This is a genomic window from Aerosakkonema sp. BLCC-F183 (genome assembly GCF_041929145.1).
Lineage (GTDB): Bacteria > Cyanobacteriota > Cyanobacteriia > Cyanobacteriales > Aerosakkonemataceae > Aerosakkonema.
On the sequence record NZ_JBHFNU010000068.1, the window covers coordinates 93108 to 118204 of the forward strand.

Genomic DNA, 25097 nt, shown 5'->3' on the forward strand with positions numbered 1-25097 from the left:
CAGCGTGTTGAGCATATTATAGCCGGAGAACAACGCTGTGCTTATCAGATCGGTCAACGTTAGCCGTCGCCAACTGACTCATCTGTTTCTTCAAACAACCGATCGCCTCGATGCAACCGATACGCCATCTGATAAGTTTGTTCCTGCGATCGCATCGTTGGTGCATGAGCCGCCAAATACCGCGCCGTTGCCACCAACACAAGCACACCTTCTAATGGATCTGCCAACTGAGTATACAGTCGGAAAGCAGCTTCAATTGACTGAATTACGTGAAAATCCCGGTTTTCTCGTAACATCAGTTTGGCCAGCATCGCCATCAAACGTTCTGGCTTACCACCACTGTAGAGATATTGTGCTACCAATCGTCCCGTTTCGTTAACTTGCTGCTGGCGATCGAGCAGTTCTGGTAAGCTAGAGAGTAACGATTCTGGATCGACAATAGTATCTTTTGGTTCCGGTAATCGAGCAGGTGGTACATTGAGAAATCGATTCAGATATACGCTCATTGCCGCATCGAATACACCGCGCAATAGTTCGACTGTTGGTACTCGTCGGATACCTTGGTGTACCGCATTAGCAAAGGTAAAAGGATGATGGGCGCTGTTCCAATCTCCGTGGTCGTTATTGGTATTGAAGCGAGCGACTCTTAGAGCAGCAGCATAAGCAACAACTTGGGCTAATTGTACCTCCGTACAACCCGATCGCAGCGCATTCAACAAACTATCTGCGATCACTTGGGGATTATCGCCTAACAAAACAGATACCAACTCTGTCGGTTGAGTCCAATTTCCTAGTTGCAATTGTCCAGATTCCAACGCAGCTGGTAATTGTTCAAATGCAGCTAAAACAATAGCAACCAAATCCACTGGATAACGCCAAGAACTTGATTCCTCCATCCGCGTTGCATTTGCTAAAGGAGCTACCAAACTTGCCAGCACGGGTTCTGCTTCTTGCCAATCGATCGCATCCAATGCTTCCAGAGCTTTGTTGATAAAATCTAGCACATGACCCACGTCGAGATAGCGATGGTCAGTTGCAGCCGCAAATAACATTTCGGCAATCTGAATTCGGCTCATTCCCGATTGTACGGCTGTCATCAAACAGCGTTCTGCCGCTTCCCGGTCGCGCTGTTCGATAAACTGACGAAACCAAGCTTTTAGGGTAGGAAAGTCAAGATTAGCAGTAGGTAAAGGATGCACTCGAAAATGCGGAGGTGCTTCGGTAGAGTCTCTTGCAACGGCAGACAGTCCTTGATACAAAGCACGGGGGCGATCGCTCTCATCTAAATAAGGCATGATATTCATCATGCAGGTAAGCATAGTCAGTCCGGTATCCCATCCAGCTTTGTTGTAACGAGTACCAAAGGCTAAACCGACCTGAAACGGTTCTGTTGGTTCTACGCCCAAATCTAAAAGAGCGATCGCTGACTTAGCAATTACCAGTGAAATACCTTGTGACAAACCATCCTGTAATCGTTGTTGCTGATGGGCTTTTGGGTTTATTTGCGGTGCGAGATCGATCCAGATCTCTCCATCTTGAACCTGTACGGGGAACGATCGCACATCATCTGCCCAGGAATCGAAAGTGCCACCGCTGGCTAAGTCGAAGCGTGCGTAATGCCACGGACAAGTGACGATGCCATCTTTGCACACGCTACCGTGCAACGGAAAGCCCATGTGCGGACAGCGGTTGTCGATCGCATAAACGCGATCGTGGCTGTAAAACAGCGCAATAGTTTGTTGGTTAAGGCGGATGAGTAATTGCCCTTTCTCCTGAAGTTCTGCCAAAGAAGCAGCTCGCAGCAGAGAATTTGGTCTGTCTGAAGTATACGTCATAATTTATAAAGAAATTCTTTTAGAAACTATCCTAAGCAAGTGAGAGCAAGTTTGTAAAGTAAATTTTTTACTTTCTCGTATCGGCCAAACCGTTGAAACCGTTACATTATCTTATCTGCTGGTAGCAAATTTTTGTTCGGATGCACTACAAAGTTGCCCAAACTGTTGGCGAAATAATTTTAGCATCGCGATCGTCTAAATAAAAGTTATAAACAGGTTCTCCCGTTATCTCACAACGTAGAGGTTCGATATTTTTAGTAAAAGGATTCCACACCAACGTTACAGTTCGTTTAGACTTCTTCCTAACCAATTCACATTTAATATGTACCGTTGGTAAATGGATAATCATCGCACTATGCAAATAAGCTTCTATTTGCATAGCGTAACGCTCCCTTACATCAGCTTTTTTTCTGGACAATTCTCTATTAGTAGCTTCAATCCGTGCTAATTCTTTTTCCTTATCCTCACCTTCTAAACCCTTAGACTCAATTTTACGTCGAATCTCTTGACTAATCGAGCCATAATAACTATTCAGCCTTTCTTCATCACGTTGCCAAGCTCTACTTAACTTATTACACCAGTTAGTCAATTCAGTTTTAATCAATTTAGCCGCCGTATTTTCAATCAGATTATATAACTCATCTGGCGACATTTCTGGTTTAACAGTATCACTATCAACCGGAACTCTATCGCTTGTCCATAATAAAGCATTACCAATTTCTACAGGCGTTACCCCCGTTAACTCGTTAATTATAAAATCAACCATACCAACTCTTTTTTCATCAGCATTAGCCGTATAAGCGACGTGACACCAAATATAACGAGTAATTGATGGAGTAGCTGACAGATAACGAATTAGCCCATTTTGCGGTACTATCTTAGAATCTACTATTTTTTCAAAACCAGTAGTTTTCAAATAGCCATCGTACTTTACCCCTAAAGCAGTAATACTTCCTCTACATCCCAACAGGGAAGCAAACTTATTCAGTAGTTCTGAATGATAGCTAACAAAATAGGTATCGGCAATATCTGCTTTCGTACTGAAAGTAGTTTCTGGCTCAACCGACAAAGCTTTGGCGATGTTATCTGTTAGCAATACATTCAGAGTTTGTGACTCAGTAAGTTCTGCTACTCCCTCATGTAATTCCACAAGCTTTGCTAAAGTTTTAAGAATTGGATCTGAACTCATTGCACCTAACCTCTCGAATCGCTCCTAACTGTTCAAGCTTCAAAATCTTCCCCAAATATTTGAGACTCTAATTCACTGGTTTCTCGATATTTATCTTTCGCTTTAATTAACTCATCAGCCAACTGTTCAAAAGCTGTATTTAGGGCTGATGGAGCTTGATGCTTTAACCAAATATCGACAATAGCTTCACTAAAATCAAATTCCTCATCTACATTACCTAGAATAGTCTCTATTTCTCCCACTACTAATTCAAACATATTAATTTTATCATGGAGAATCCGCAAGATATATTCTTCTATGCTATTTTTTTGACAAAAGTTGAAGATAAACACATCCTGAGTTTGTCCGATGCGGTGAATCCTGCCGATACGCTGTTCTATTTTCATTGGATTCCAAGGTAAATCGTAGTTGACAATTGCCGAAGCAAACTGTATATTACGTCCTTCTCCACCAGTTTCGGATGCCAACAAAACAGGAACGTTATCTCTAAAAGCGTCTATGGCAGCATCTTTTTCTTTAAGAGACATACTTCCTAAGAACTCAGCAAAAGCAATCCCCGCCGCTTGGAAAGTTTCCGCTAAGTAACTACTGGTGGCTTTAAAGGTAGTAAAAACGATAGTTTTGGTGTTAGATTGTTTTAATAATTCTACCAATCGTTTGGCTTTTTCTACTTGTTTGATTTGGGCGGCGCGTCTGGTAAAAGTTTTCCATTCTTCGTCAGGTAATCTTTGAGATAAGTTTTTCAAGGTTTCGGCTAAGGCGCGACTGGAAGAACCCGCTCTCATTAAAAGATTATTAGTCGATAATTTGTCTAATTTTGGCTCACAAGAGCGTAAAAATTCGGTGAGATCTTGATAGAGTTTCTGTTCGCCAGCAGAAGGAGTAACTGTGATGGTAGTAGCGAACCGTTTAGGTAATTTCACGTCTACCAAAGAGCGAGTATTCCGTACCATTACTTCTCGCATTAGCTGGCGCAGCTTTTCGGAATTTTTAGGAACTCGTCCGTTTTTAGAATCAACGTATTCTTTTTTAAATGCAGCTTCAGTTTTTAATAAGCCCGGTTTCAGGAGGGTGAGAAGGTTAAACAGTTCTACTAAAGAGTTTTGAACGGGGGTAGCGGTAAGCATTAAAATAAATCTTTTATTCAGGGCGTTGACAAGTTTCCAATTGAGCGTGGTACGATTTTTTAAGTGGTGAGCTTCATCAACGATGACCAAATCCCAATTTCTTTGAGTAACGTGGGCATAATGTTTGGGAGATTTGGCGGTGTGGAGGGAGGCGATAATCCGGTGATGTGAAGCCCAGAATTCTTCTGGGGGAAATTGGCGTCCGGTGTCGTCGGTGGTGACGGTATCTATATTAAATTTTTCTAATAATTCCGATTGCCATTGCGAGACGAGAGAAGCTGGAGTAAGAACTAATAGAGACTGAATCATTCCTCTGGCGAGGTATTCGCAACAAATGAGTCCTGCTTCGATGGTTTTCCCCAATCCTACTTCATCGGCAAGTAAGGCGCGTCCTCCTAGTTGTCTGAGGACTTTTCTGGCAGTTTCTATTTGATACCAGTGTTTGTCGATTTTGGTGAGTGCAGGTAGACATACCAGTTGGTCGTAATCTGCCATTAATGATAGGGAAAATAGTTCTTTTCGGGCTTCATAATATTCAATTGGGTCAATTAATCCTTCACAAAGAGAGGTTAAGGTTGAGGTGCGGTTGAATTTGAAGGTGTACAGGTTGTCCATCTGGATGTATAGAGTGGGTAGAATTATTTAGATAGAGATTTATAAATATGGATTATCTCATATTTTCGGAGGCGGAAAACAATAAATAATAATAACCCAAAAAATTTTTTAGGGATTTTTGGGTTTGATTCTGTATAGCGGCAGTAGACGCTTGTTATGCCAGGGTAGTGGAGGTTACACAGATTTATAATACAACTTCCACTAACCCTTTACAATTCAACATTTTCAAGGTCTATTTTTAGGGGATTGCGATCGAGTAGGGCTAAATCAGAAAAAGTCAAAATCTTCTTCTTGGGAAATAGTAATTATTTCTCCTTTAATTTCAGAGATTCCTTTGATTTTTAGGTGAATACTCCAATCGCACGCAGTAATAGCTTTAAAGGCGATTTCGTCTCCTTCTAAATCATCTAAATCTACTAATGAATTTGGATTGCCCCATCCCAAAGATAAGGATACATTTGTATTGTCGTCAACTCTAATTTCTGCCCAGTCTGCGTATGTCGCTTCGTGTTTAATATATTCAAGAGTTGTTTCAATGTGGTGTTCAGCATCCCACTTGTCATAGGCGGTGTAGCATAAGTAGATAGGACAGCTATTAACGTACTCGGTAAAAGCTTCTATTACTCGCGGTACTGCCGCTTTTAGTATATCTAAGTCGCTTTCGAGAACCAATAGTTCCTTTAGTGCAACTGGAAATCGGTAAGTTTTATTTCCCAACTGTACGGTTTCTATGATGACTCCGCTGATTTTATGTTGCCTCTGGTATTCCCACACAATTTCCTTAAGTTCTTCATAACTAATAGTTTGGTTGGTGTGTTCGCCTTCCCAGATTGCATTTACTAATTCATAAAAATCTACTGCTAATTTATAGGCAGTATATGAAATTTCGATTTCTGGTTTTTCGTCTTTTATGCCACTAAACAATTTGGATTCCAATAAGGCCAAGAGTTCTTCTGTGGTTTTGATGCCCATGATATATTCCTCATTCACTTTATTTAGTTATCTCATTTATTTCTAAATTTAACCATGTTTCGTTAGATGGAATAATTTAGAATAATTCTATACCTTTTCTTTATCTCGACAGATATAAATCAACTATGCCATAAGAATTACAAGCAAGTTTTATTAATAGTTAATTTTTAAATGAAAACGATTTGAACTAAAACGAAGATTATGGCTATACATCTAGTGGTTTAGAAAGCAATTGAAATAAGTATTATAGGCTATGCCTAGAGGCATAGAAGGTATCCTACTACAGGAAGCTGGCCTGGTTTAGCGATGTGTTTGATAACGGAAATAATCAATTAAAACCACTTATTGATTAATCTAATTAGCTTAGCTATAGCAAAATTTCAACTGCGTCGAAAGTCGCAAAAGATATCCATCTGGTGCAAGATGAGGAAACTAAAGCTCTAGTGTCAGTTTGAAATAAGTTCTAGTTTTCATATTTTTCCATGAAGGCACATCCAGAAAATCTCGAAAAACATCAGTCAATTTTCGATACCCAGTTGGCAGTTGAACCCACTTATATCAAAGTCAGCACCCTGTTCTCGCAACCACCACAGCAATATCGTAAAAATAAAGCGGCCTTTCTAGGCCGCTCTCAAACTCAAAAATCTATGGTTGCATCGGGGTTATGTGGTACATAGTTTGGCGAATTAGGATCGTTTATTTCCCGGTTAAGTTGGTCTACATATTCCTTGTCATAGGCGTCTTCTAAGGAATCAAAACCACCAGTGAGATAGTCATAATAATCTTCAGCATCCATACCTAAAGGCAACTCATCCAACGGAGTGCCATTACGCAAAGCTTCAGCCTGCCGAACAATTTGGTCATCAGAATACCCCTGAACAACCAAACCCTCAACATAATCCTCACCCAGCTTTTCATCCAAAGCAAACTCCCTATCAAACCGTCCCAAAAAATCAGAATTCATAAATCTATTTACCACCATGACACTACAATTTAAACACTTCGATACCAGATTAAACCAATGGATAGAAAATCCATCAGACCCCAGTGGTATTTTAACAGAAGAACTCCAAAATACCCTACTAGAAGCATTCTTCCCAGACGCAAAAAACGACTTCTCCTTCGGTCACATAGATGAAAACAGTGCGCCAGAAGATTTATATAACCATCCAGAAAACCACATTCTACTACTCTCTAGTGGCGGTCGATTAGTATATGGCCCTCCCCAATACTTAGAAACAATACAAGCAATTTGTCCAGACCAAAAAGACCGAGGTGCTTATGGCAGCATCTTCATCGGCGCTTGCCAAAACGCTATAAAACATCCGATCAATATTTTAATTGTAGACGATATCACAGGCGAAAACGGAGACATACTCCCTAACGACATAGCTTGGCGATTAGTAGGAGACTGTCACGGCAAAATATCACCAGAACTAGCAACAGAACTCAGTGGAACTGTATCCCATGTAATTCAACATCGACTAGGATGCTTTGGCGGAGAACTAGACCATCGCTTTGGCAAAGGAACAGTAGCACCATTGAGCCTTAACGAACTACCAATAAAAGAAAAACTAAACACCAAGATAGACTTAATCATACCCACATCATCCTTCAAAGGAGGAGACAAAAAAAAACACCCAATTCGACCTGGACTATACACCAACCAAATGGTATTCATAGGAGAAAAAGACCGTTCCCAACCTTCCTTAGTTGCCATCTCCCAAACCCTAGACTGTGCGCCATTTGGCATCAAAGACTTCCTCCGCCAAATCGAACAAGAAGCTTTAGAATTAGCAGCCATTCAAAAAGACCCCAGAAAAGTAGCACAACGTTACTGTGAAGCCTACGAAAAATTCCAAAAAAATCGACAACTAGAAGAAAATTCCGAAGAAAACGACATTTCGGAATCAGAAACAGCCTCACAACAAGACCCCATAATGTACCGTCTAATTAAAGCCGACCTAGAAAGTCACTGCCAACTACTATCATCCCAAAAAATAGTAGACGAACTAGAACGCTTCATGCAAAATCAATGGCGAGATTTAGCATTAGGAAAAACCATCAAGTTCAATCGCGCCATGATAATCCCCAGCAAAGACTTAATCAATGGCGAAATCTGTGATATGAGATTTCCAGAAGGCGAAGAAATATTAAACTTTCGCTCACCATATCTTAACTCCAACGGGATGTGCATTTCAAAAAATAAATACGTTCCCGACGCACTAGACCCCAACGGTAAACCCCTAGTCGGTGTTGTAGTAGTCAATGACGAAACCAGAGAACGAATCGCCCAAAGACTTGCAGCATTGCAAGCCAAAGGTATCGAAACAGATGAAATTGTGCCAGCAGAAACCGAATCAGAACGGCAAGGCAGAGACTTTGATGGTGACACAATTGGCACAGAAATAGCCACTAAATACCCCAACTTCACTCAAGAAGTGAAAAAGCGAAATCTACCAGAAAACGCTTACGCACCCATCAAAAAAGAAGAAAAAGCATCATTCCCCCCAGATAAAACCTTTGAAGAAATTGCAATCTTCATGTCAGATGGAATATCCGTCGGCGTAATTAACAACCATGCCACAGCCATAGAAGCTTTAGAATCAGAAATAGACCTCCTACAAGAATACGGAAATCTTTCCCAAAAAATCGACTATGTAAAAACAGTCGGTGACCACTACAACCAATTGATTAGCCAAGAGAACAATCGCCAAAACCTTATCCCCGTTAAACCTCAATACCGAGATTATATTATTCAATTTGCCCAGATAGCCAATCAAACAAAATTAACCCCAGAACTGATTAACCAAGCGCTACTGCTGAATCGTCAAATGTACCACGAAATGGTTGGCGAAGCAGGATATCAAAATCAGATAGCAGTAGATATTTTCAAAAGTAACCGCGCTCCCGATTTAGATGTAGTTAAGGAAAATTCCCGACTTCTGCATCGAAATGTCGAATACATTAAATCCAAAAAACAACATGATGTTTTTCGAGAATCAGGAATCTCGACTAACGGCTTAAGTCCCAGAGAACTAATGATACAGCTTGTGAATGAAATCTATGAAGCCAACCCTTTAGAATCACGTCCCACAGTCCAGTTCCGAGACTTATTTCCCTCTACTTATACAGAAGAACAACTCAAACAAGCTGAGGCTAATAAAGTCAAGTTCGACGAACTATTTAACGCCGCCTCAATTCAAAACAAACGCTTAAAAACCGAAAAAGGCCCAGTGCTGAAAGTCCTCACTCAAAAAGGTATGGAAATTGAAGTTAGTAACTTAACTCAATACAAGCACCCAGCCTTGTTTGGGGAGAAGGGGGATTTGAGAAAAATAGGTGAACGACTGGAGAATTTAAATATCAAGTTAGTCGAAAATCAAGCTAGAAATTGTCATAAGCATCATCGTTGGAATGTTTTGGCAGAAGTAGAAGGTGAAAAAAACAAAGATGGTAGCCCAAAATTTGTATTATTAGGAAATTTATGCGAACATTCACGCCAAATACTCAAAGAAACTTTGAACGAAGCTGCTCTAAAAAAAATTCAGTCAGGTGAAGGATTGCTTAGTCCCAACGTAAAAGTAGAAGTAGCATCACCTTTATCACAAAGACAGGTAAAGCTGATGTTTAAAAAAGCCTATGATTTCCTAAACGAATTTAACAATAGTATTCCCGAAGAGCAAAAATTGGCAATGGCATCTGCCTGCTGGCATTTAGGAACAAGCAGAGGTTTTGAAGAAAAGCCTAATGAGCAATCAGAAGCTACCTCTCGTCAAGAATATAAAATATCCAACTTTTCCTTTGCAGCTTTCCCCGAACAAGTAATCGAAAAACTAGCTCAACTTCAATTCACCAAACTCACCGTCACCGGAATTAATGCTGCCGAATCTAATCAACATTTTGGTAGAGAATGGAACCAGGATAATTTGTTACCAGTACAAATCCAAGTGCGTCAGGATTTACCAGTAGAACATCCTCGTTACAATCGTCCCTTAGTATTTATTGAAGAAAAAGAATTTGCTCCCATAGAGTCTCGAAGCGCCCATTTACCCATAGGAACAAAAGCACTAGCCACTGTTAATCCTGACCCCGGCCATACTATTCAAGTTCAATTAAATCATCCGAGAATTAACACACCCATTCAAATCGGTAAAATTCAACAGCATAGCTTTGCCGACAGAGCCTGGAGGGGTGAACAAGTATCATTGACAATTGCTTTGATTAAACCCGAACCAATCCCAGTAATTAAAGTAGAGAATCAAGTTTTGGGAGAATTGGATAAAGCTTCTATCAATATCATAGAAAAAGCAGGTCGGTTGGTAGATGGAAAAACTATTGATGTCACACTTAATAGTCGGGGAAAAGGCTTTGGTTCCCACGTTATTGCTACTACTGCTAATGGTAACTCCTTCCGCATTAATAAAGTTGGAAAGTCTTTCTGGTCAAGCGCCTTCAATAACCAAAAAGCCACTGTGACTGTGGGGTTTAAAGAGCTTAAGCCTGAACCTGCTATCCTAGTAGATGGGAAAATTTTGGGTGTCCTGACCCAAAAAGAAAGCAAAGAAGCTCTCTCAAAAGCTGGATTATTGGTTGAGGGACAAACTTTTCAGAATGCTATATTGACCAGTAATTCTACCACGGCAACTATCACTGTTGACCCAGAGAGTGTGGAATACCCAGAGACTTGGACAAAGCTAATTCAAACGGAACAAAAATCACAAATTCCTTCAGAGCTTCTCGAAATTTCTCGTGGATTTCGCACTAAGTTAACTCAATTACCAACGTTACTCTTTACTAAAGAAGACCACGAGTGGAAAACCCCCAGTGGGGAACTACAAGAACAACCTGCTTTAGGATTATCAGTAGACCAAAGATTGAGTGATGTCACTTCACGTTGGCTTTCTGCACAGGGAGTAGAATGGCAACAAGCTTCTGACGAGGCTCTAGTTTGGTCAGAAACTCAACGGGGTTACGATGTTCTATTCATTAAACCAGATTCAGTAAAACCAGAGGTTTACCAACAGCTAATTGAGCGATGTGGCGAACTACTTCAGGCTTCAGGAGAATCTAATACTTATCTAGAACGCCTTGAATCGATGCCTAAATTACCGGAAACTCTCTTGTATAGTTCTGCTACTGATTCAACAGTAGAGTTGGAACCACAACATAGACAAGTAGATGTAGATGACCGAGTGCAGTCAGTTGAGTCTGCTTACGCACAACAAGAAGAACAATATACACAGTCTTCCCACCCCCCGGTGACACCTGACAACCACCAAGCAATGCCACAAGTCTCCCAAAGCAATGGTTATGATGCTGCTAGCGTGGTTCCTATACCGCCTGGTGTGGCTCTACAAATGGAGTATAACAAAGCTCAGGCGTTACAAGCACGGCGCACAGAGGCGATCGCAGAAATTGTCCACAGCTTCCTTTACCTGGAAGGTAAACCCACTCCCACTGGCGCTCAAGCTATTGGCAAATCTAACACAGCTGTTTGGGATAAAGCTAAATCTGAACTGACACTTTATGACAATGGTTCTACTGACTCAGAGGTTCCCAAAATGCGGGTAAGATATGAGGGTGGTAGCTATACGCCATTGCCGATCGCGTCGAGCCTAGAGGAACTACAAAAACATGGTCTTAAGTCCGAAGAAGTCGAACACTTTGTTTCTAAAGTTAAGCCTTTAGTCGATGCCAGACTTAATCAACTGAACTTGGGTAAAATCTCTGCTAAGAATCTAGAAATTGACAGATAAAATCCAAAAAATAACCTAAGCTTGTTGCTTAGGCTAATATTGTTTGGTGATGCTCTAAACTCGAATAACTCGAACTTTCCCAGGCATTCTTTGGATATTTTTGAGCGTACCTGGAGAGTTATTCTTGAGAATCGCTAAACCATAATCTGCAATAGAACACATTATGCGATCTCGGTCTATATAAGAACCATTAACCCCCACGCTAACAAATCCAGCGTTGTTTCTAGGTAAAGCGCCTGTGTGGTAAACAGTTACTCGGCTATACCCAGCTTGTTTGAGAAAAGTTTGCACTCCTCCAATCTGCCCCAAAGCAATCACCAATCAAAATTTTAGCACCGAGTTCCATAATTTTCTCAATGCGGGTAATCGCTTCTGCGGGTAATTGTGTGACCCTACGAGAACCACTAATAACTACTTTCAAGCGCTGGCTAGGTAGAGTAGCATTATCGATGATTTTTCCCGTCAGCCTAGACATATTAGGTACGGGAGGAAAATTAGGATTAGTCACTAACGATACCTGAATTTTCGCCAAATATTCTTGGTTATCCCCGTAAGCTAAATTATTAGCAAAGTTTTGCCAGAGCAATGGTTCATCGCGAATAAACATTAGTAATCTCCCTAACCAATTTTTTCCATGTAGCCCAGTTGGAATAGCTTTTCCTTGACCCCCCGGAGCAATATTAGCTGGTACGCCCCAAATAGTATCGTGCCAGTTGTTTAATTCCAGCAACTCTTCTCCTCTTGTTTCCATCAATTCTTTGTGCCAATTAGTGCCAGGATAAAACTTCTGCATTAATCCAATAAGCATGATGGCAAACTTAACTTCTTCCCAATCAGAACGTAATGGGATAGTATGAGCATATTTTTTAGCGACTGATGGTGTAAGCGTGGCAATTTTACGCTTTTGTTGAACATCCAAAGTTTTGGAGGCGGCGTAGAAGTTTTCCACTGTTGGGTACTGAATCCCATCAACAATGATAGGATTGTCTAACCTTTCCATGTTGCTAAACCAGTTTTTTATCCACTCAGTCATAGTTTTGCTCAATTGAACTGTTCTTATTGAATGGGCGACAGCCTAATAAAAAAATAATCCCGGCAGGCTCTTACGCCATGCCAGGATAGACTTGTGAAAACTAACAAACTATTAACACTTGATATCCAGAATTTTCTAAACAGCTTTTCACACCTTGCCAAGTCAAGCCTTCTTCAGGTAATAATGGAATCGTCAAGCTTCCCGTGAATCCATAATCGCCCTCTTGCTTGACTACACAAAACTCGGCTTGTTTGAGAGTCTTAATAGCACGTTGCGAAAGGATTCCAACTACGTTAGCAGCATGGTGAGAAACCGTAATAGTAATCATGGGATTTTCCCCAATTCATCACAGTTAAAAGCTCGTCAGAGCCAAAAGTGCTGATTCTATTTAAAATTGGTAATTGATTCAAATTTTTGCTTAGATAAATCCAGTTTTATTTGATTGAAATTAAATGAGCCGTAATAGTAACGAATCCAAAATTTATCACTAATTTTTAGTTACAAGAAATATGTAAAACACTGCTTTAGATAGAGTAAAATATCTCCAAAGTGGAGATATTTTTTCATTCGAGATGAAATCACAATGGAAGGTAGACCTAGTGTGGAGAATCGATTTTGACTCGATCGACTTCTGCGGAAGCGACCCACTCCCTTGCTACTGGATCGACAACCCAGCCCAAGCCGCGTTTGTGGATACCCTCGCGCGTTGTGTTCACCCCCTCTGTTCTGGATGAAGCATGGGGGCAGCGGATATTAGCGCGGGTGCAGGCACTCGGATTGCCAATTGAAGAGCGGTTTCTTCAATCGTTTCAGGACGGTTGTATTCCGAGCGCTGAGTCCGGGTGGTACGCCCAGTCACATAAACCGTTGCCCCTGCTGCACCCAATTCAACCGCAATGCCCCGCGAGGGGTGTGGTCAAAACCCGTTGGTGATACCCAGAAAATTTCTCCTCATCCTTTTGTCGAAGCGTCTCCACCTCAGATGCAACCAACTACTTTTGACCACACAGCGTCATTTCAGAATTACGATAGCAACATTCCAGTCTCGGTCTTAGGCGAACCCACACTTGCAAATATGAGTTCTCCTTGACAAAGATTTCTTGACCTCGAAAATTTCTGCGTAATTTTTTTGCACTGGTCTGATACGTAAACGAACACCTTAAAAATACTCAAATTCGGCCAGTGTAACTATGGCTAATATGTCACCCTCTTCCAAACGCAGCAAGATACGGCAGCTACTTTCCCTCTATGGAAACTATTGTTGCTGGTGCGGTAAGCAGATGACAATATCTGAAAGAACCATCGAACATCTAATTCCCAAAAGCTTGGGAGGTTCCAATGCACTATCGAACCTACGTTTGGCCTGTTTTAGTTGTAATAACTTGCGAGGCAACAGCCTTCTACCTCCACCTAGAAAAAACTTATGCAACAGGAAGTTGAGCTAAGTTCAATAGCTCACCACTTCCTAGCGAAAGCAATTTCTGATGTGGGCTGGGGGATGTTTGTCAATTTTCTATACCATGATGATAAAATGAAAAATTAAATAGTCTCCAAATGTCTTAAAACAATAGAACAATGGTATGAGTGACTTGGATAAACGGCTGACTGATTTAATTACTCAGTTACAGCAATCTCCACCACGAACGAGGGAATGGCGATCGGCTATGAATCATTTACTGCGGGAAATTCAGCAACTCCCTGGATTAGTCAGATCTTCTCACCCAAACTATCCGGCTGCACTAAACCTTACCTTAGAGTGGGTCAGCCGTGATATTGCTAATTTTCAGCCACGTTCTTCTTCAGTTTCAAAGAGTTTAGAAAACTGGATTAACGGCTACCTCCGTTGGCGAATAAAAGATTTGTATTCTCCAGATAAAGATGCTGAAATTAGCTTAGATGCTCCGATTCAAGAAGACACTGGTGAAAAAACTCTACTCGATCAAATACCTGCTTTTACACTCAGCGGTTTGGATAGTTTAATTGAAAATGCCCAAAAAGAAACGACTCAACGTATAGGGTTAGAATTAGAGTTATACATCGAGCAAGATCCAGAAGGAAAACTTAAAAATAGCTATCCTCGCTCTTACCCTGAATGTAACTGTCAATTTCTCAGCCAGAGACGAGTACTAAAAGAACCTCCAGATAAATTTGCAGATGTCGCCAGAGAACTCAATATTAAATACACTACAGTTAATTCTCATTGGCAGAGAAAATGCCAACCGCTGCTACAAGAAATTGCTAAAAATTTGGGATACCAACAGGAGCAACAATAATGAACAGTACAGAAACACCTTTGCTAAGGGTGATGCTAGAACCTGAAGTACACGAAATAGCACGACAATTGGCGGCTGTACAAACAACAGTTAATAAAGGAAAGCGAGTTTATTTGAATACTTTATCTGTTTACGCAGTTTATACCTACTTAAAATGGTTGCAAATTGAAACCGATCTGAATAGTTCAGATAGCTGGAATCCAGTAAAAACTGCTTTATCAAATGTAGCTGATTTAGTGATTCCTGAGATAGGTAAATTAGAGTGTTGTCCAGTTTTACCAGGCGAAACAACTATCTCTTTATCATCAGATGTAATAGAAAATCCTATAGGCTATGTCGCCGTGCAATTTACAGAGAGTTTAGACTCCGTACAACTATTGGGATTTGCGCCAAGTCAAGATCCGTTAAATCTTCCCCAGTTATTAGCAGTAGCAGAACTTATGCCTATCGATGCTCTGAGCGAACAAATTACTCGCTTGGAAAATGCGATCGCTTTTCTAGAAACAGACGATCCAGTAGCAGTGCAGGTGCGTTCTCAGATAGAAACGCAATCTTGGAGTGATATTGTTACTCAGTTAGAACGCATTTATCGAACTCGCGACGAGTATGAATGGCGGTACGCCGGGGGAGAAATATTAGCTGGAGATGCGATCGCTGTTGATGCTACTCGCGAAACAATGCAACAAGATGATAGCGAATTACAAGATTTAGCCGAGATGCTACTAGAAAAATTAGCAGAGATTTGGGGTAATTCTGCGTAATTTTTCCTCGGTACGCTGACTTATATATAACGCTCTCTCAAAAAAAACACAACAATGAATTCAAAACGACGCGAAGATTATCACCAGTTGATTTACCAGCTATTAACCTGTCGGAATGGAGAACCGTCAAAAATTATGATGGCTAACCTAAATTTAATCGATGATGGGTTAGTGCAAGCTCTGAAAGAAATAGCTACTATGATGGCACAGCAAGGTAATCAACAATACGCTGATTATTTAAACTACGTTGCCGATCGCCTGCCTTTAGAACCTTTTTTTGAGAGAAGTGTTACTAACCAAGAAAATACTATTAAGGAACCATCCCTAAAAGCAAACCCCATAGAAATCCCATCTTATTTAGGAGAAATATTTCAAATTTTCGCGGAAAACAGGGGGGATACGCAAAGACTTTACAAACTATTATCTCCCTATTTAGATAAACTGGATGATAATTTTGTTGAGCAGTTTCGTCACTGGATATTTTCTATAAAACATTCTCAATCCTCTGAAGTTTTACATAACCTAGCAATACTAATAGGCGACTTTAGCAATCACCTTTGGCAGTGTCCTTTTGGGAATAGAACGCTCAACTTAGAAGTTGCTCTTATAGGATGCGAGTTTTTTGAATTGGTTTTTAGCCCGGATGAATTTCCCGAAGAATGGGCAAAAAACCAATTAAATCAAGCCCCTATTTACCGCCATAGGATTCGAGGAAATCGTGCTGATAATTTGGAAAAAGCAAAATCGGCTTGTGAGCAAGCTTTGCAAGTATATACCCGTAATAGTTTCCCGGAAGAATGGGCGAGAATACAAAACAATTTAGGTCTAATTTATAATGACAGGATTGTTGGAGAAAAAAGGGATAATGTAGAAAAGGCGATCGCTTGCTATGAAACAGCATTACAAGTTGTTAACCGCTCTCAACTTCCTGAACTTTGGGGTATGCTTCAAAATAATCTGGGGAATGCCTATCTTTCCAGAATTCAGGGTAATAAAACAGAGAATATAGAGAAGGCGATCGCTTGCTATCAAGTTGCCCTACAAGTGCGTACTCGATCTGCATCTCCCTATTATTGGGCTAGCAGCCAGTTTAACCTTGGTAGTGCCTACACTCAAAGGATTTTAGGTAATAAACAACAGAATCTAGAAAAAGCGATTTCAGCATATATTAACGCCTTAGAAGTTTATACCATTTCTGATTATCCTGAACGATGGGCAGGCACAAAAAGCAGTCTGGGAAATGCCTATTATGAAACAGGTCAAATTACTGAGCCAGTTGACTGTCTCCGCTCTGCTTTGCAAGTCTTTACTCCCACCAATTTTCCCAGAGATTGCATAAAAACTGGATTGAATTTAGGCAAAGTAGCCTTGGCTGCTGACATGAAAGCAGAAGCTTTTGAAGGTTATGCAATTGCAATTGAAGCTGTTGAACAAAGCCGCCGTTGGGCTGGTACTGTTGTCCACAAGCAAGAAATTCCCGAAGAGGTGTTTGTCTACACAAACATGGTAGTTTTTTGTATTCTCAATGGAGAGAGAGATAAAGCCAGAGAATATGCTGAACGCTCTGCTTCTCCACAACTTTTAAAACTTTTAGATACTGATGAAATTCAACAGATTTACTCAAAGTTAGAATTTATCGGACAGATATTGCAAGCAACTGCTGAAAATGACTCAAAACCAGAAGTACTCTATCAAATTTTAGAAAGTAACATCAATAAATTAAACGATGAATTCGTTCAGGAATTGCGGAACTTTGAAAAAAATTTAGGAGGGATGGCATCATTCCAAGCTATTAACGTTGCTGCAAATATTTTTAATTTTAGTAATCTGATTTGGCATTTTCCACAAGGCAAACGGGCAATTAATTTTAGAATTGCTATTACAGGTTATGAAATAGCTGCTACTGTTTTTACTAAAGAAGCTTTTCCCGAACAATGGGAAAACGTTCAGAATGCGCTGCGAGGAATATTTCAAATGCAGCTATTTGAAGCAATATTAGAAAATCAAAAAAATCCTGAAGGTTTATACCCTTTACTAGAAGAAAACAAACACAAGCTAGATGAACGCTTTGCTACTATATTGCGATTGAAGACAACAGATATGCTGTCTGAGATGCCACCAGAGGATGCAAAAGGTTTTGCTGCAATTCTTGTAGCTTTAAGTGCTATTATTCAGGAATTAACCCAAGGTAAAGAGGCAAATAATTTAGAGATTGCCATTACAGGATACGAGGTAGCCTCTACGGTGTTAACTCATGAAGTATTTCCAGAACAATGGGCTGTATGCCAAATTTTTCTAGGTAATGCTTACCACCGTCGAGTTAAAGGCGATACAGCAGAAAACTTAGAAAAAGCGATCGCGCATTTGCAGAACGCCTTACAGAGTCGTACCCGCGAAGCATTTCCAGAACTTTGGGCAGAGATTCAAAGTAATCTGGTAATTGCTTATGGCTATCGGATTCGTGGCGATCGATTAGAAAATGCAGAATTGGCAATTGCTGCTGGTATGGCAGCAATGGAAGTGTACACCCGTGAAGCATTCCCGGAAGGATGGGGAAAAATTCAAAACAATTTGGGTATTGTTTATCGCGATCGACTTGATGGCGATAAGGCGGAAAACTTGGAATTAGCGATCGCTTGTTATCAAAATGCTTTGTTAATCCGTACTCGTGAAGATTTTCCCGAACTATGGGCACAAACTCACATGAATTTGGGATCTGCCTATCGACAGCGGCTAAAAGGCGATGAGGTAGAAAATTTGGAACTAGCGATCGCTGCCAACTTCGCCGCCTTACAAGTTTACACTAAAGAAGCTTTTCCCAGAGATTGGGCTGGCGTTCAAATGAATTTGGGCAATGCTTATCTTCATCGGAAGAAAGGAAATGCAGTTGAGAATCTAAAAAACTCTCTACTTGCCCACCAAGCTGCTTTAGAAATCCTTACCTTCGATGAATTTCCCCAAGAATGGGCTACTACCCAGATGAATTTAGGAAATACTTATCGTTTTCAAGGGCAAGAGGAAAAGGCGATCGCTTGTTATCAGTCAGCTTTAAAAGTTTTTACACCCACTGCTTTTCCCGAACAATGTCTCATCACGGGACGAAATCTGGGCAGCTTGGCATTTTCATTGAGGAAATGGACAGAAGCGATCGAAGGATACAGTATCGCTATTGAAGCTGTAGAAACCAGCCGTACTTGGGCTACTTCCGAATTTCGTCGTCAAGAGATTTTGACAGATGCGATCGACATTTACCAAAACATAGTCCAAGCCTGTATTAATAATAAACAATTAGATAAAGCCATTGAATATGTAGAGCGTTCTCGCTCTAAACGACTTGTTGATTTGATAGCTAGTAATGATCTTTACTCATCTGGAGAAATTCCTATTGAAATCCAACAATACTTGCAAAAGTTTGAAGCACTACAACAGCAGATTGACAACCAAAGAGAGCGTCATTATGTTAGCAGCAATTTTGAGGGAAATCAAATCGGCTATAATCAACAAAAACGTGCGGCAATACAAGCTTATAACGAAACTATAGCTTCTCTAGAAGCTGAAAAACAGTTGGTATGGGAACAGATTCGCCGCCTCGATCCAGTGCTGGCTGGTCAAATCCAAGTTAACTCCCTGAACTTATCATCTATACAGCAACTCATTGACCAGCCTAATACTGCAATTCTGAGCTTTTATACTACTATCAACGCTACTCATATCTTCGTTATCAAACAAAACCAGATTAGTTTGCATGGTTGCAAGGAATTAACCTTCAATGCTTTGGGGAGAAAAGTTTTAGCAGACTGGTTGATACCATATATTGAAAATAAAGAGATTTGGAAAGAAAAATTTAGCTCTATGTTAGCTGAATTAGCCGAATTTCTAAAGTTTAAAGACTTGATAGCGCAGCATTTAGATGAGATTTCCGAACTAATTATTGTTCCTCATTTGGGACTTCACCAGATTCCTTTCGCTGCCTTACCCATTGCAGACGGTGAATATTTAGGAGATAAGTTCCTGATTCGCTATACTCCAAGCTGCCAAGTTTTGGAATTTTGTCAGCAGCGTCCTTCTTTAGGAAATAATTTAAAATACGGGCTTGTGGAAGATGCTACAGGAGATTTACCTTATGCTAGTTTTGAAGGTGAAAAACTAGCGGCTTTGTACAATATACCAGATAATCGACGCTTAAAAGGTCGTCAAGAAGCTACGGTGAGTAAGTATCAAAAACTGGCGCAAAGGGTTGAAGTTCTTCACTCTAGCCATCATGCTAGTTCGCGTCTCGATAATCCGTTAGAATCTATGTTGATTTTAGGAGATGGCTGTATTACTTTGGGTCAGTTAATGACTCCTGGGTGGCGGTTGCCTCAGTTATCAGATGTATTTTTATCTTGCTGCGAAACTGGTTTAGGTATAACTGAAATAACTGACGATATCTTGACTTTCTCAACAGGATTTTTGTCTGCTGGCGCTAGAAGTGTTATTAGTACACTCTGGTCAGTTGATGATTTAGCAACGGCACTGTTTTCTATATTTTACTATCAGTATCGACAACAAGGTTTAAATCGAATTGAAGCTCTCAGGCAAGCTCAAGTTAGTCTGCGTAATCTTACTGGTGAACAACTGAATAATGTTTACAAACTACAGTTAGAATTACTTTTAAGGCAGAAATTAAAAATATCTGAAATCCAGCGTAAAGAGATTAAAAAACAACGGGATGGCTATTTACCTAGCTCTGAATTATATCAACAATGGGATGAAGAGTATAAGCGATGCGATCGCCTTGGTAAAGTGATTTACGAATCCCTGACAAACTTGAAATATTTTTGCCAGCAATTAAATCCTTTTTCACATCCTTTTTTCTGGGCAGCTTTTATTTGTACTGGTCGGGGCTAATGAAAATCCTACATAAATTTTCTCTACCTATAACTTTGATTATTGGTTTTTGCTTAGTGCCAAACCAAGGAGTAGCTACGATCGGCTTGGCTGAATGGGAAGTTTATACTCCCGGTGGTAACGTTATCAGCCATTCAGATGCTTGGCAGGACTTGTGTGGCGATGGGGATTGCTTGAGAGGGGATACCTCTGATTTGAACTCAGAAAGACTGGTTTTTGTGACCGATCTTAAGCGCTGGCGCTTTTATAATGGGTACGTTATTGGCGAAACTAAAAACGAGTATTTTATTTTCTATGAAGCCAGCAAAGAAATCAAAAAATATAGAACTGAACAACTGTTTTTAGATGCTCTAGAAAAAGCTAAATTAGGAGAACCAAAATCCCCCTGGCTAACCAGAGATGATGCTTGGGAAGAAGCTTGGTTTCCGCTCGTAATCTGGGCACCGTGTCAAAATATTTTGAATGCAGGAAATCAAAATGTTAGTACCTCACAGACAGCCGAGTTTGGTTATCCAGGTCTTTCCCAAGAAGAAAGAATTCTAATTAATTTCCAATTGTTGAATCTAAATCTAGCCTGGTTCGTTTAACAATAGCCTGAAAAACTTCAGAACTAATGTAAGCAGCCGGAGATGAACCAGGCTTAACTGCTATATAGCCCATAGATTCCAATTTTCGCAGTTTCTTTTTAGCTCTAGCAGTATCGAGATAGCGCCGCCCATCCCGCGTATACTTGTCAGCCACAAACCAGTTCATTAAAGAAGCGATCTCCTTAGCAGTAATTCCCAGCTTGGCTACAGTTTCGTGATAATAAACTGGATGAATATAATTGTCAACATCAAATAGTAAAATGGGAAGCTGCTCTGCTAAAGCATATTCATCGTTTGGTTGATATTCTTTGGGGACGCTTAGAATTACGTCTAAATCCATTGATCGAATCGTATGAACGATAATTGCTGCCTCAGTATCTCCGTCGAGTTCTGATACTAATTCTTGAGAAACATGAGGTGCAAATACTGGTTCTCGGAAACGCGCTAAAGTTTCAGAAGCCTTTGATAATAATGCTTTTGAAAGAGATGGAATATCGATTTCCCCATTAAAAGTTACACTACCACGCGCCTCGTATACTTTTTCTCGTTGGGTTTCATATTCATCCCAACTCATTAAAGTATTGCGTTCCTCTTCTTCACTATTACCTTGCTCGATTTCTACTCTGGTTTCAGCTTTTTGGAAAAGAAAATCTCGGTAAGCACTATTTAATATGTGAAGCAAAGTACCAATATGTCCTTCACAAGCAGCCGCTACTTGCTGTCCCCATTCACTGTCCCAATCTAGGTAATTAGAACCCAATTCTTCTTCTTCCCATTGTTGACAAACTTGCACTGCTTCTATTAATTCTAGCTTAGGAAATAGGAAGCGATCGCACCATCGCGTCAAAAGCGGTTCCCGCGACATCCGCCATTGAATTTTTGGTATGTAATCGATAATCACAATCCCGATATGGGGAACTGTTTCTGTTAAAAATCCCAACAGCCTTTCCATTACTTTTTGTGAGTAATGGCTCACCTCATCTATCACGATTAAACGAGTAGAGGCAGCTAATAGCAATTCTACGAGCTTCTTTTCCCAATAGGTCGTATTGCCGTTGAAGCGCTTACAGATCGAACCTACATTATTAACCCACGGAAAGATATCAAAAGCCATCTGTTGCAAGCTGAACTTGTAAGTTCCTGCTGGCCACGGGTGGTGGTAAATCACTGGAACAGCCTGCATCGCCTTTCTTTGCGATACTCCGCTATGGCGTTGCACGAAATCCATCGTCACCGCTGATTTCCCAATATAAGTATCGCCGTAACAGATACCGTGCGAACCTGTTGCTAATTTATCAGCTAACCAAGTGCGATACTGGGAAACTGCACCCACTTCCAGAATTCGTTTGTGGTGCATTTCCCATAGATAAAATGGTAAGTCTACTTCCGATTGGCTCATTTGTTGCTTCCCCTTCCTCATTTGGAAATTTGAGCAAGTTAGCACAGCCTTTTCTATCTTAGTTCATTCAGCGAGCTTTCCACTGGATTTTTAAGCAAACAACAGGGGGATTTGGCTTTTGTTGAAGGCTGAAACCTAAAAGCGATCGGATTCTAATTTTAGGTAATTAGGACATTATACTGGTAGCAATTCCTCACCCGTTAAATCAAAGATTGTAACGGGTGAGGAATTGCTACATTCTTGATGGAAGATTTGTCCAACAATGGGTAGTTTTGTACAACTTTTCAGCCAACTACCGATCATCCCACAGTCCCACCCGCCGTTCCTTGGCGTCTTGCTCGATCGCCTGGTACGCCTCCCGGTTTGGGCAGGCTTCCCCGGTAGCCCTGGCTAATCCTGCTGCCAGCAGTTCGGCGTTTAGCGACTTCTCCTCATCCCGGTTGGCAGTTGGGACGTAAACTTCTGCCACGATGCTCTGGCCGCTCGCTCGCACCGGAACCGCGACCAGCGCTTTATCCTCCTCATTCTCATCGGTCAGCAGACTTTGCAGCAGTTTCTTGGCTTCTTCATTCTGCGTTGGCGCAACGCTGACGCCGCACAAAGAAACTCGATATTCCCGACCTTCGCCCACCATGATCAGCGTGCCGCCGTTGGCGATCGACTGCACAAACATCCGCTGGCTGGTTGAGCGATCGCCGTTGCAAGAGGCTAAGAACGAGGCTAAGAACAACAAAATAAACAGTACTGTGCGTCGCATGGCTAATCCCCCACATAGCAACGAGGTTCTTCCCCGCCTGGTCGAGAGTAGGCCGATCGACCACCGCAAGCATTACCCCGTCGATAATTTTAGAATGAAAAATCCTTCTTTTTGATAGGCGTTGGAAACGGTAACGTTCGGTAATTTTAATAAGGTACCTAGATGAAATTCCATTGTTCTTTCTGGGTAAAATGTAGCTATTACTAAATTTTACCCCATGATGCCGTGATAACGGCGGCATATTGGAGTAGTTACTTGATTAATAAATTCCTTATGTAAAGCCATCTCAGCATAGATAGTATTACTACCATCTATTTTTAGAGTAATAGTTCCTCCACAACAGCTATTACTGATAAGCCCTCTGGCAGGAAGTGTATTCAAATGTGCAGGCTTTGAACTAGGAGGACTAGCAGCACATTGTTGAGATAACTGAGTGCATAAAATATAAGCATCTGGTAAAACAGAACGTAATCCCTCTATTATTTCTATACGAGGATTGCCAAAGCGATTACGATCGATTGAGAATATTATTAATTTGGGTTGGATAAAAGTACAAAATTCCTGGGCAAATATTTTAGGATCTCCACTCCCAAGCCTTCCACCATGATGAGGAAAAACAAGTATGTCAGCATGACAATTATTCCTGTCTTCAGCAAAATTCGCAAATCCTACATTGTCAATATCTCCTGCTAGTATAGCCACTCTATGAGTATCATGACTTATCCCAATCACTGCCGATATTGAGTTAGAGTTCAATTTTCTTTTTTTTAAATCAGTTCCTCCAGCACCACCTAAAATTAATTCAGGTGTTGGTGCAAGGACTTCAATATTAACTGAACCAATGTTTAATTTTCCTGTTTTCGTTGTTGTCAATTCTGATGAAACATTTGTTTTAAAACGTTTACGTGCGTCTTGTAAAGCAGTACGTAAATCTAACCATATTTCACTTTTTTTAACTGCATCCGGGTTTAAATGTACATTATGAATTTTGATATTTTCATTTGAAAGCAAGTCAATTATACCTGCAATATGATCTGCATCAGAATGGGAAATGAGGATATGTAAAATCTCTTTAACAGATAGATGCTCAAGAGCTTCTATCAACGTACCCCCAGGTGGACAGTCAATAACAATTACATCATTTGCGTCTCTAATTAACGCACAATTTCCATGTCCAACATCTAAAATAATCAGTTCAGGCGAGTCCATCATCTTCATCTGGTTCAGGCGCTAATTCAAATTTTTCAAAATACAAGTCATCCGATTTCTCTGCTCCTGTGTTTACGTAAGCAAATAAACGGATGTTTTCTTTTAAGGCAGGTCTAATATTCTCTGGAATCAAAGAAAGTGGAAACCGAACAGCCTTATGGGGATTCCAACTTGGAACAAAGGCATCTATAACAGGTTCATGAGATTTATCATCAATATAGGTAATCCTAACTATCGTTCTACGAGATTTTCTAGTACTCGGTATTTTGCCATGAATTTCTGAGGTACAAACTTCTATTCCTTTAGTAATGTTTGAACCATCGGCTTCTTCTCGACTTAATAGTACAGGTATTTTATGTCTCCATTTTCTAATTGAGAAAGATGTATCCATCTCTACGTATTGAGTTATCAACAGTGAGGGAATTTTCAAGTCATATAAAGCTGCAACTAATTCGGCTCCATAAAAACTAGCAAATCCAAAATTACTCAATCGGTGATCGCACACAGCACCTTGAGCATTTTCTCTAATCAGGGATACCAATTCATCGACACTGTGAAAAGGTCCTTTGTCTAATAAAAATGGTTGATAACCTGCATCCTCTATTTCCCAAGCTGTTGCTTTAGATTGTGAGGTGTCATCATCAACTATAGCTATTATTTTCCCATTAAAAGCTTGTGTTACAACCATAAA

Annotated in this window: 19 protein-coding genes; 7 read left to right on the forward strand and 12 right to left on the reverse strand. The window is 40.5% G+C overall.

The features are described from left to right. Positions 1-59 precede the first annotated feature (59 nt). The 5 genes from ACE1CD_RS20480 to ACE1CD_RS20500 form a co-directional block, all read right to left on the reverse strand. The gene (locus ACE1CD_RS20480) at positions 60-1835 is read right to left on the reverse strand and encodes a Rieske (2Fe-2S) protein (protein WP_374794731.1); all 1776 of its coding nucleotides are present in this window, start codon (positions 1833-1835) and stop codon (positions 60-62) included. Positions 1836-1980: 145 nt separating this feature from the next. After that, complete coding sequence (locus ACE1CD_RS20485) at positions 1981-3024, reverse strand: hypothetical protein (protein WP_374794732.1); 1044 nt, start codon at positions 3022-3024, stop codon at positions 1981-1983. Between the two features lie 32 nt (positions 3025-3056). Continuing rightward, positions 3057-4766, reverse strand: a complete 1710-nt coding sequence (locus tag ACE1CD_RS20490; protein WP_374794733.1) for a DEAD/DEAH box helicase — start codon at positions 4764-4766, stop codon at positions 3057-3059. 267 nt (positions 4767-5033) lie between these two features. Further along, a complete protein-coding gene (locus ACE1CD_RS20495; protein ID WP_374794734.1) occupies positions 5034-5738 on the reverse strand; it encodes a hypothetical protein in 705 nt (234 codons plus the stop codon). Positions 5739-6375: 637 nt separating this feature from the next. Beyond that, complete coding sequence (locus tag ACE1CD_RS20500; RefSeq protein WP_374794735.1) at positions 6376-6702, reverse strand: hypothetical protein; 327 nt, start codon at positions 6700-6702, stop codon at positions 6376-6378. Between the two features lie 16 nt (positions 6703-6718). On the opposite strand from ACE1CD_RS20500, the gene ACE1CD_RS20505 reads away from it, so the two are divergent. Then, entirely contained in the window at positions 6719-11497 is a 4779-nt protein-coding gene (locus tag ACE1CD_RS20505; protein WP_374794736.1) for a hypothetical protein, read from the forward strand. 54 nt (positions 11498-11551) lie between these two features. On the opposite strand, the gene ACE1CD_RS20510 is transcribed toward ACE1CD_RS20505, so the two are convergent. The 3 genes from ACE1CD_RS20510 to ACE1CD_RS20520 all read right to left on the reverse strand — a co-directional run bounded on the left by ACE1CD_RS20510 (position 11552) and on the right by ACE1CD_RS20520 (position 12858). After that, positions 11552-11788, reverse strand: a complete 237-nt coding sequence (locus ACE1CD_RS20510; protein WP_374794737.1) for a hypothetical protein — start codon at positions 11786-11788, stop codon at positions 11552-11554. Beyond that, positions 11757-12530 (reverse strand): NADAR family protein, encoded by a 774-nt coding sequence (locus ACE1CD_RS20515; protein WP_374794738.1) that lies wholly within the window; start codon positions 12528-12530, stop codon positions 11757-11759. Before ACE1CD_RS20515 ends, ACE1CD_RS20510 begins: the two co-directional genes overlap by 32 nt. Before the next feature lie 100 nt (positions 12531-12630). Then, on the reverse strand, positions 12631-12858 hold the full coding sequence (locus tag ACE1CD_RS20520) for a hypothetical protein (protein ID WP_374794739.1): 228 nt from the start codon (positions 12856-12858) through the stop codon (positions 12631-12633). A 287-nt stretch (positions 12859-13145) separates the two neighbouring features. Here ACE1CD_RS20520 and ACE1CD_RS20525 point away from each other — a divergent pair, with 287 nt between their 5' ends. The 6 genes from ACE1CD_RS20525 (at position 13146) to ACE1CD_RS20550 (ending at position 21041) form a co-directional block, all read left to right on the forward strand. Further along, the gene (locus tag ACE1CD_RS20525) at positions 13146-13463 is read left to right on the forward strand and encodes a hypothetical protein (protein WP_374794740.1); all 318 of its coding nucleotides are present in this window, start codon (positions 13146-13148) and stop codon (positions 13461-13463) included. Between the two features lie 266 nt (positions 13464-13729). Then, positions 13730-13975, forward strand: a complete 246-nt coding sequence (locus tag ACE1CD_RS20530) for an HNH endonuclease (RefSeq protein ID WP_374794762.1) — start codon at positions 13730-13732, stop codon at positions 13973-13975. Positions 13976-14110: 135 nt separating this feature from the next. Then, positions 14111-14803 carry a hypothetical protein gene (locus ACE1CD_RS20535; RefSeq protein WP_374826088.1) on the forward strand — a complete coding sequence of 231 codons (693 nt, stop codon included), beginning with the start codon at positions 14111-14113 and terminating at the stop codon, positions 14801-14803. Continuing rightward, positions 14803-15564, forward strand: a complete 762-nt coding sequence (locus ACE1CD_RS20540) for a DUF1822 family protein (protein ID WP_374794743.1) — start codon at positions 14803-14805, stop codon at positions 15562-15564. Before ACE1CD_RS20535 ends, ACE1CD_RS20540 begins: the two co-directional genes overlap by 1 nt. A gap of 54 nt (positions 15565-15618) precedes the next feature. Further along, a complete protein-coding gene (locus ACE1CD_RS20545) occupies positions 15619-20454 on the forward strand; it encodes a CHAT domain-containing protein (RefSeq protein ID WP_374794744.1) in 4836 nt (1611 codons plus the stop codon). Continuing rightward, positions 20454-21041 (forward strand): hypothetical protein, encoded by a 588-nt coding sequence (locus ACE1CD_RS20550; protein WP_374826089.1) that lies wholly within the window; start codon positions 20454-20456, stop codon positions 21039-21041. The genes ACE1CD_RS20545 and ACE1CD_RS20550 overlap by 1 nt, the downstream gene beginning before the upstream one ends. Here the strand turns inward: ACE1CD_RS20550 and ACE1CD_RS20555 are convergent. The 4 genes from ACE1CD_RS20555 to ACE1CD_RS20570 all read right to left on the reverse strand — a co-directional run bounded on the left by ACE1CD_RS20555 (position 20998) and on the right by ACE1CD_RS20570 (position 25094). After that, positions 20998-22440: a TniB family NTP-binding protein gene (locus ACE1CD_RS20555; RefSeq protein ID WP_374794746.1), complete on the reverse strand. Its 1443-nt coding sequence runs from the start codon at positions 22438-22440 to the stop codon at positions 20998-21000. The two genes, ACE1CD_RS20550 and ACE1CD_RS20555, sit on opposite strands and share 44 nt — an antisense overlap. Before the next feature lie 292 nt (positions 22441-22732). Continuing rightward, the gene (locus ACE1CD_RS20560) at positions 22733-23197 is read right to left on the reverse strand and encodes a thermonuclease family protein (RefSeq protein WP_374794747.1); all 465 of its coding nucleotides are present in this window, start codon (positions 23195-23197) and stop codon (positions 22733-22735) included. A gap of 210 nt (positions 23198-23407) precedes the next feature. After that, positions 23408-24415, reverse strand: coding sequence for a ComEC/Rec2 family competence protein (locus tag ACE1CD_RS20565; RefSeq protein ID WP_374794748.1), 1008 nt, complete (start codon positions 24413-24415; stop codon positions 23408-23410). Then, positions 24393-25094, reverse strand: a complete 702-nt coding sequence (locus ACE1CD_RS20570; protein WP_374794749.1) for a hypothetical protein — start codon at positions 25092-25094, stop codon at positions 24393-24395. The genes ACE1CD_RS20565 and ACE1CD_RS20570 overlap by 23 nt, the downstream gene beginning before the upstream one ends. Positions 25095-25097 lie beyond the last annotated feature (3 nt).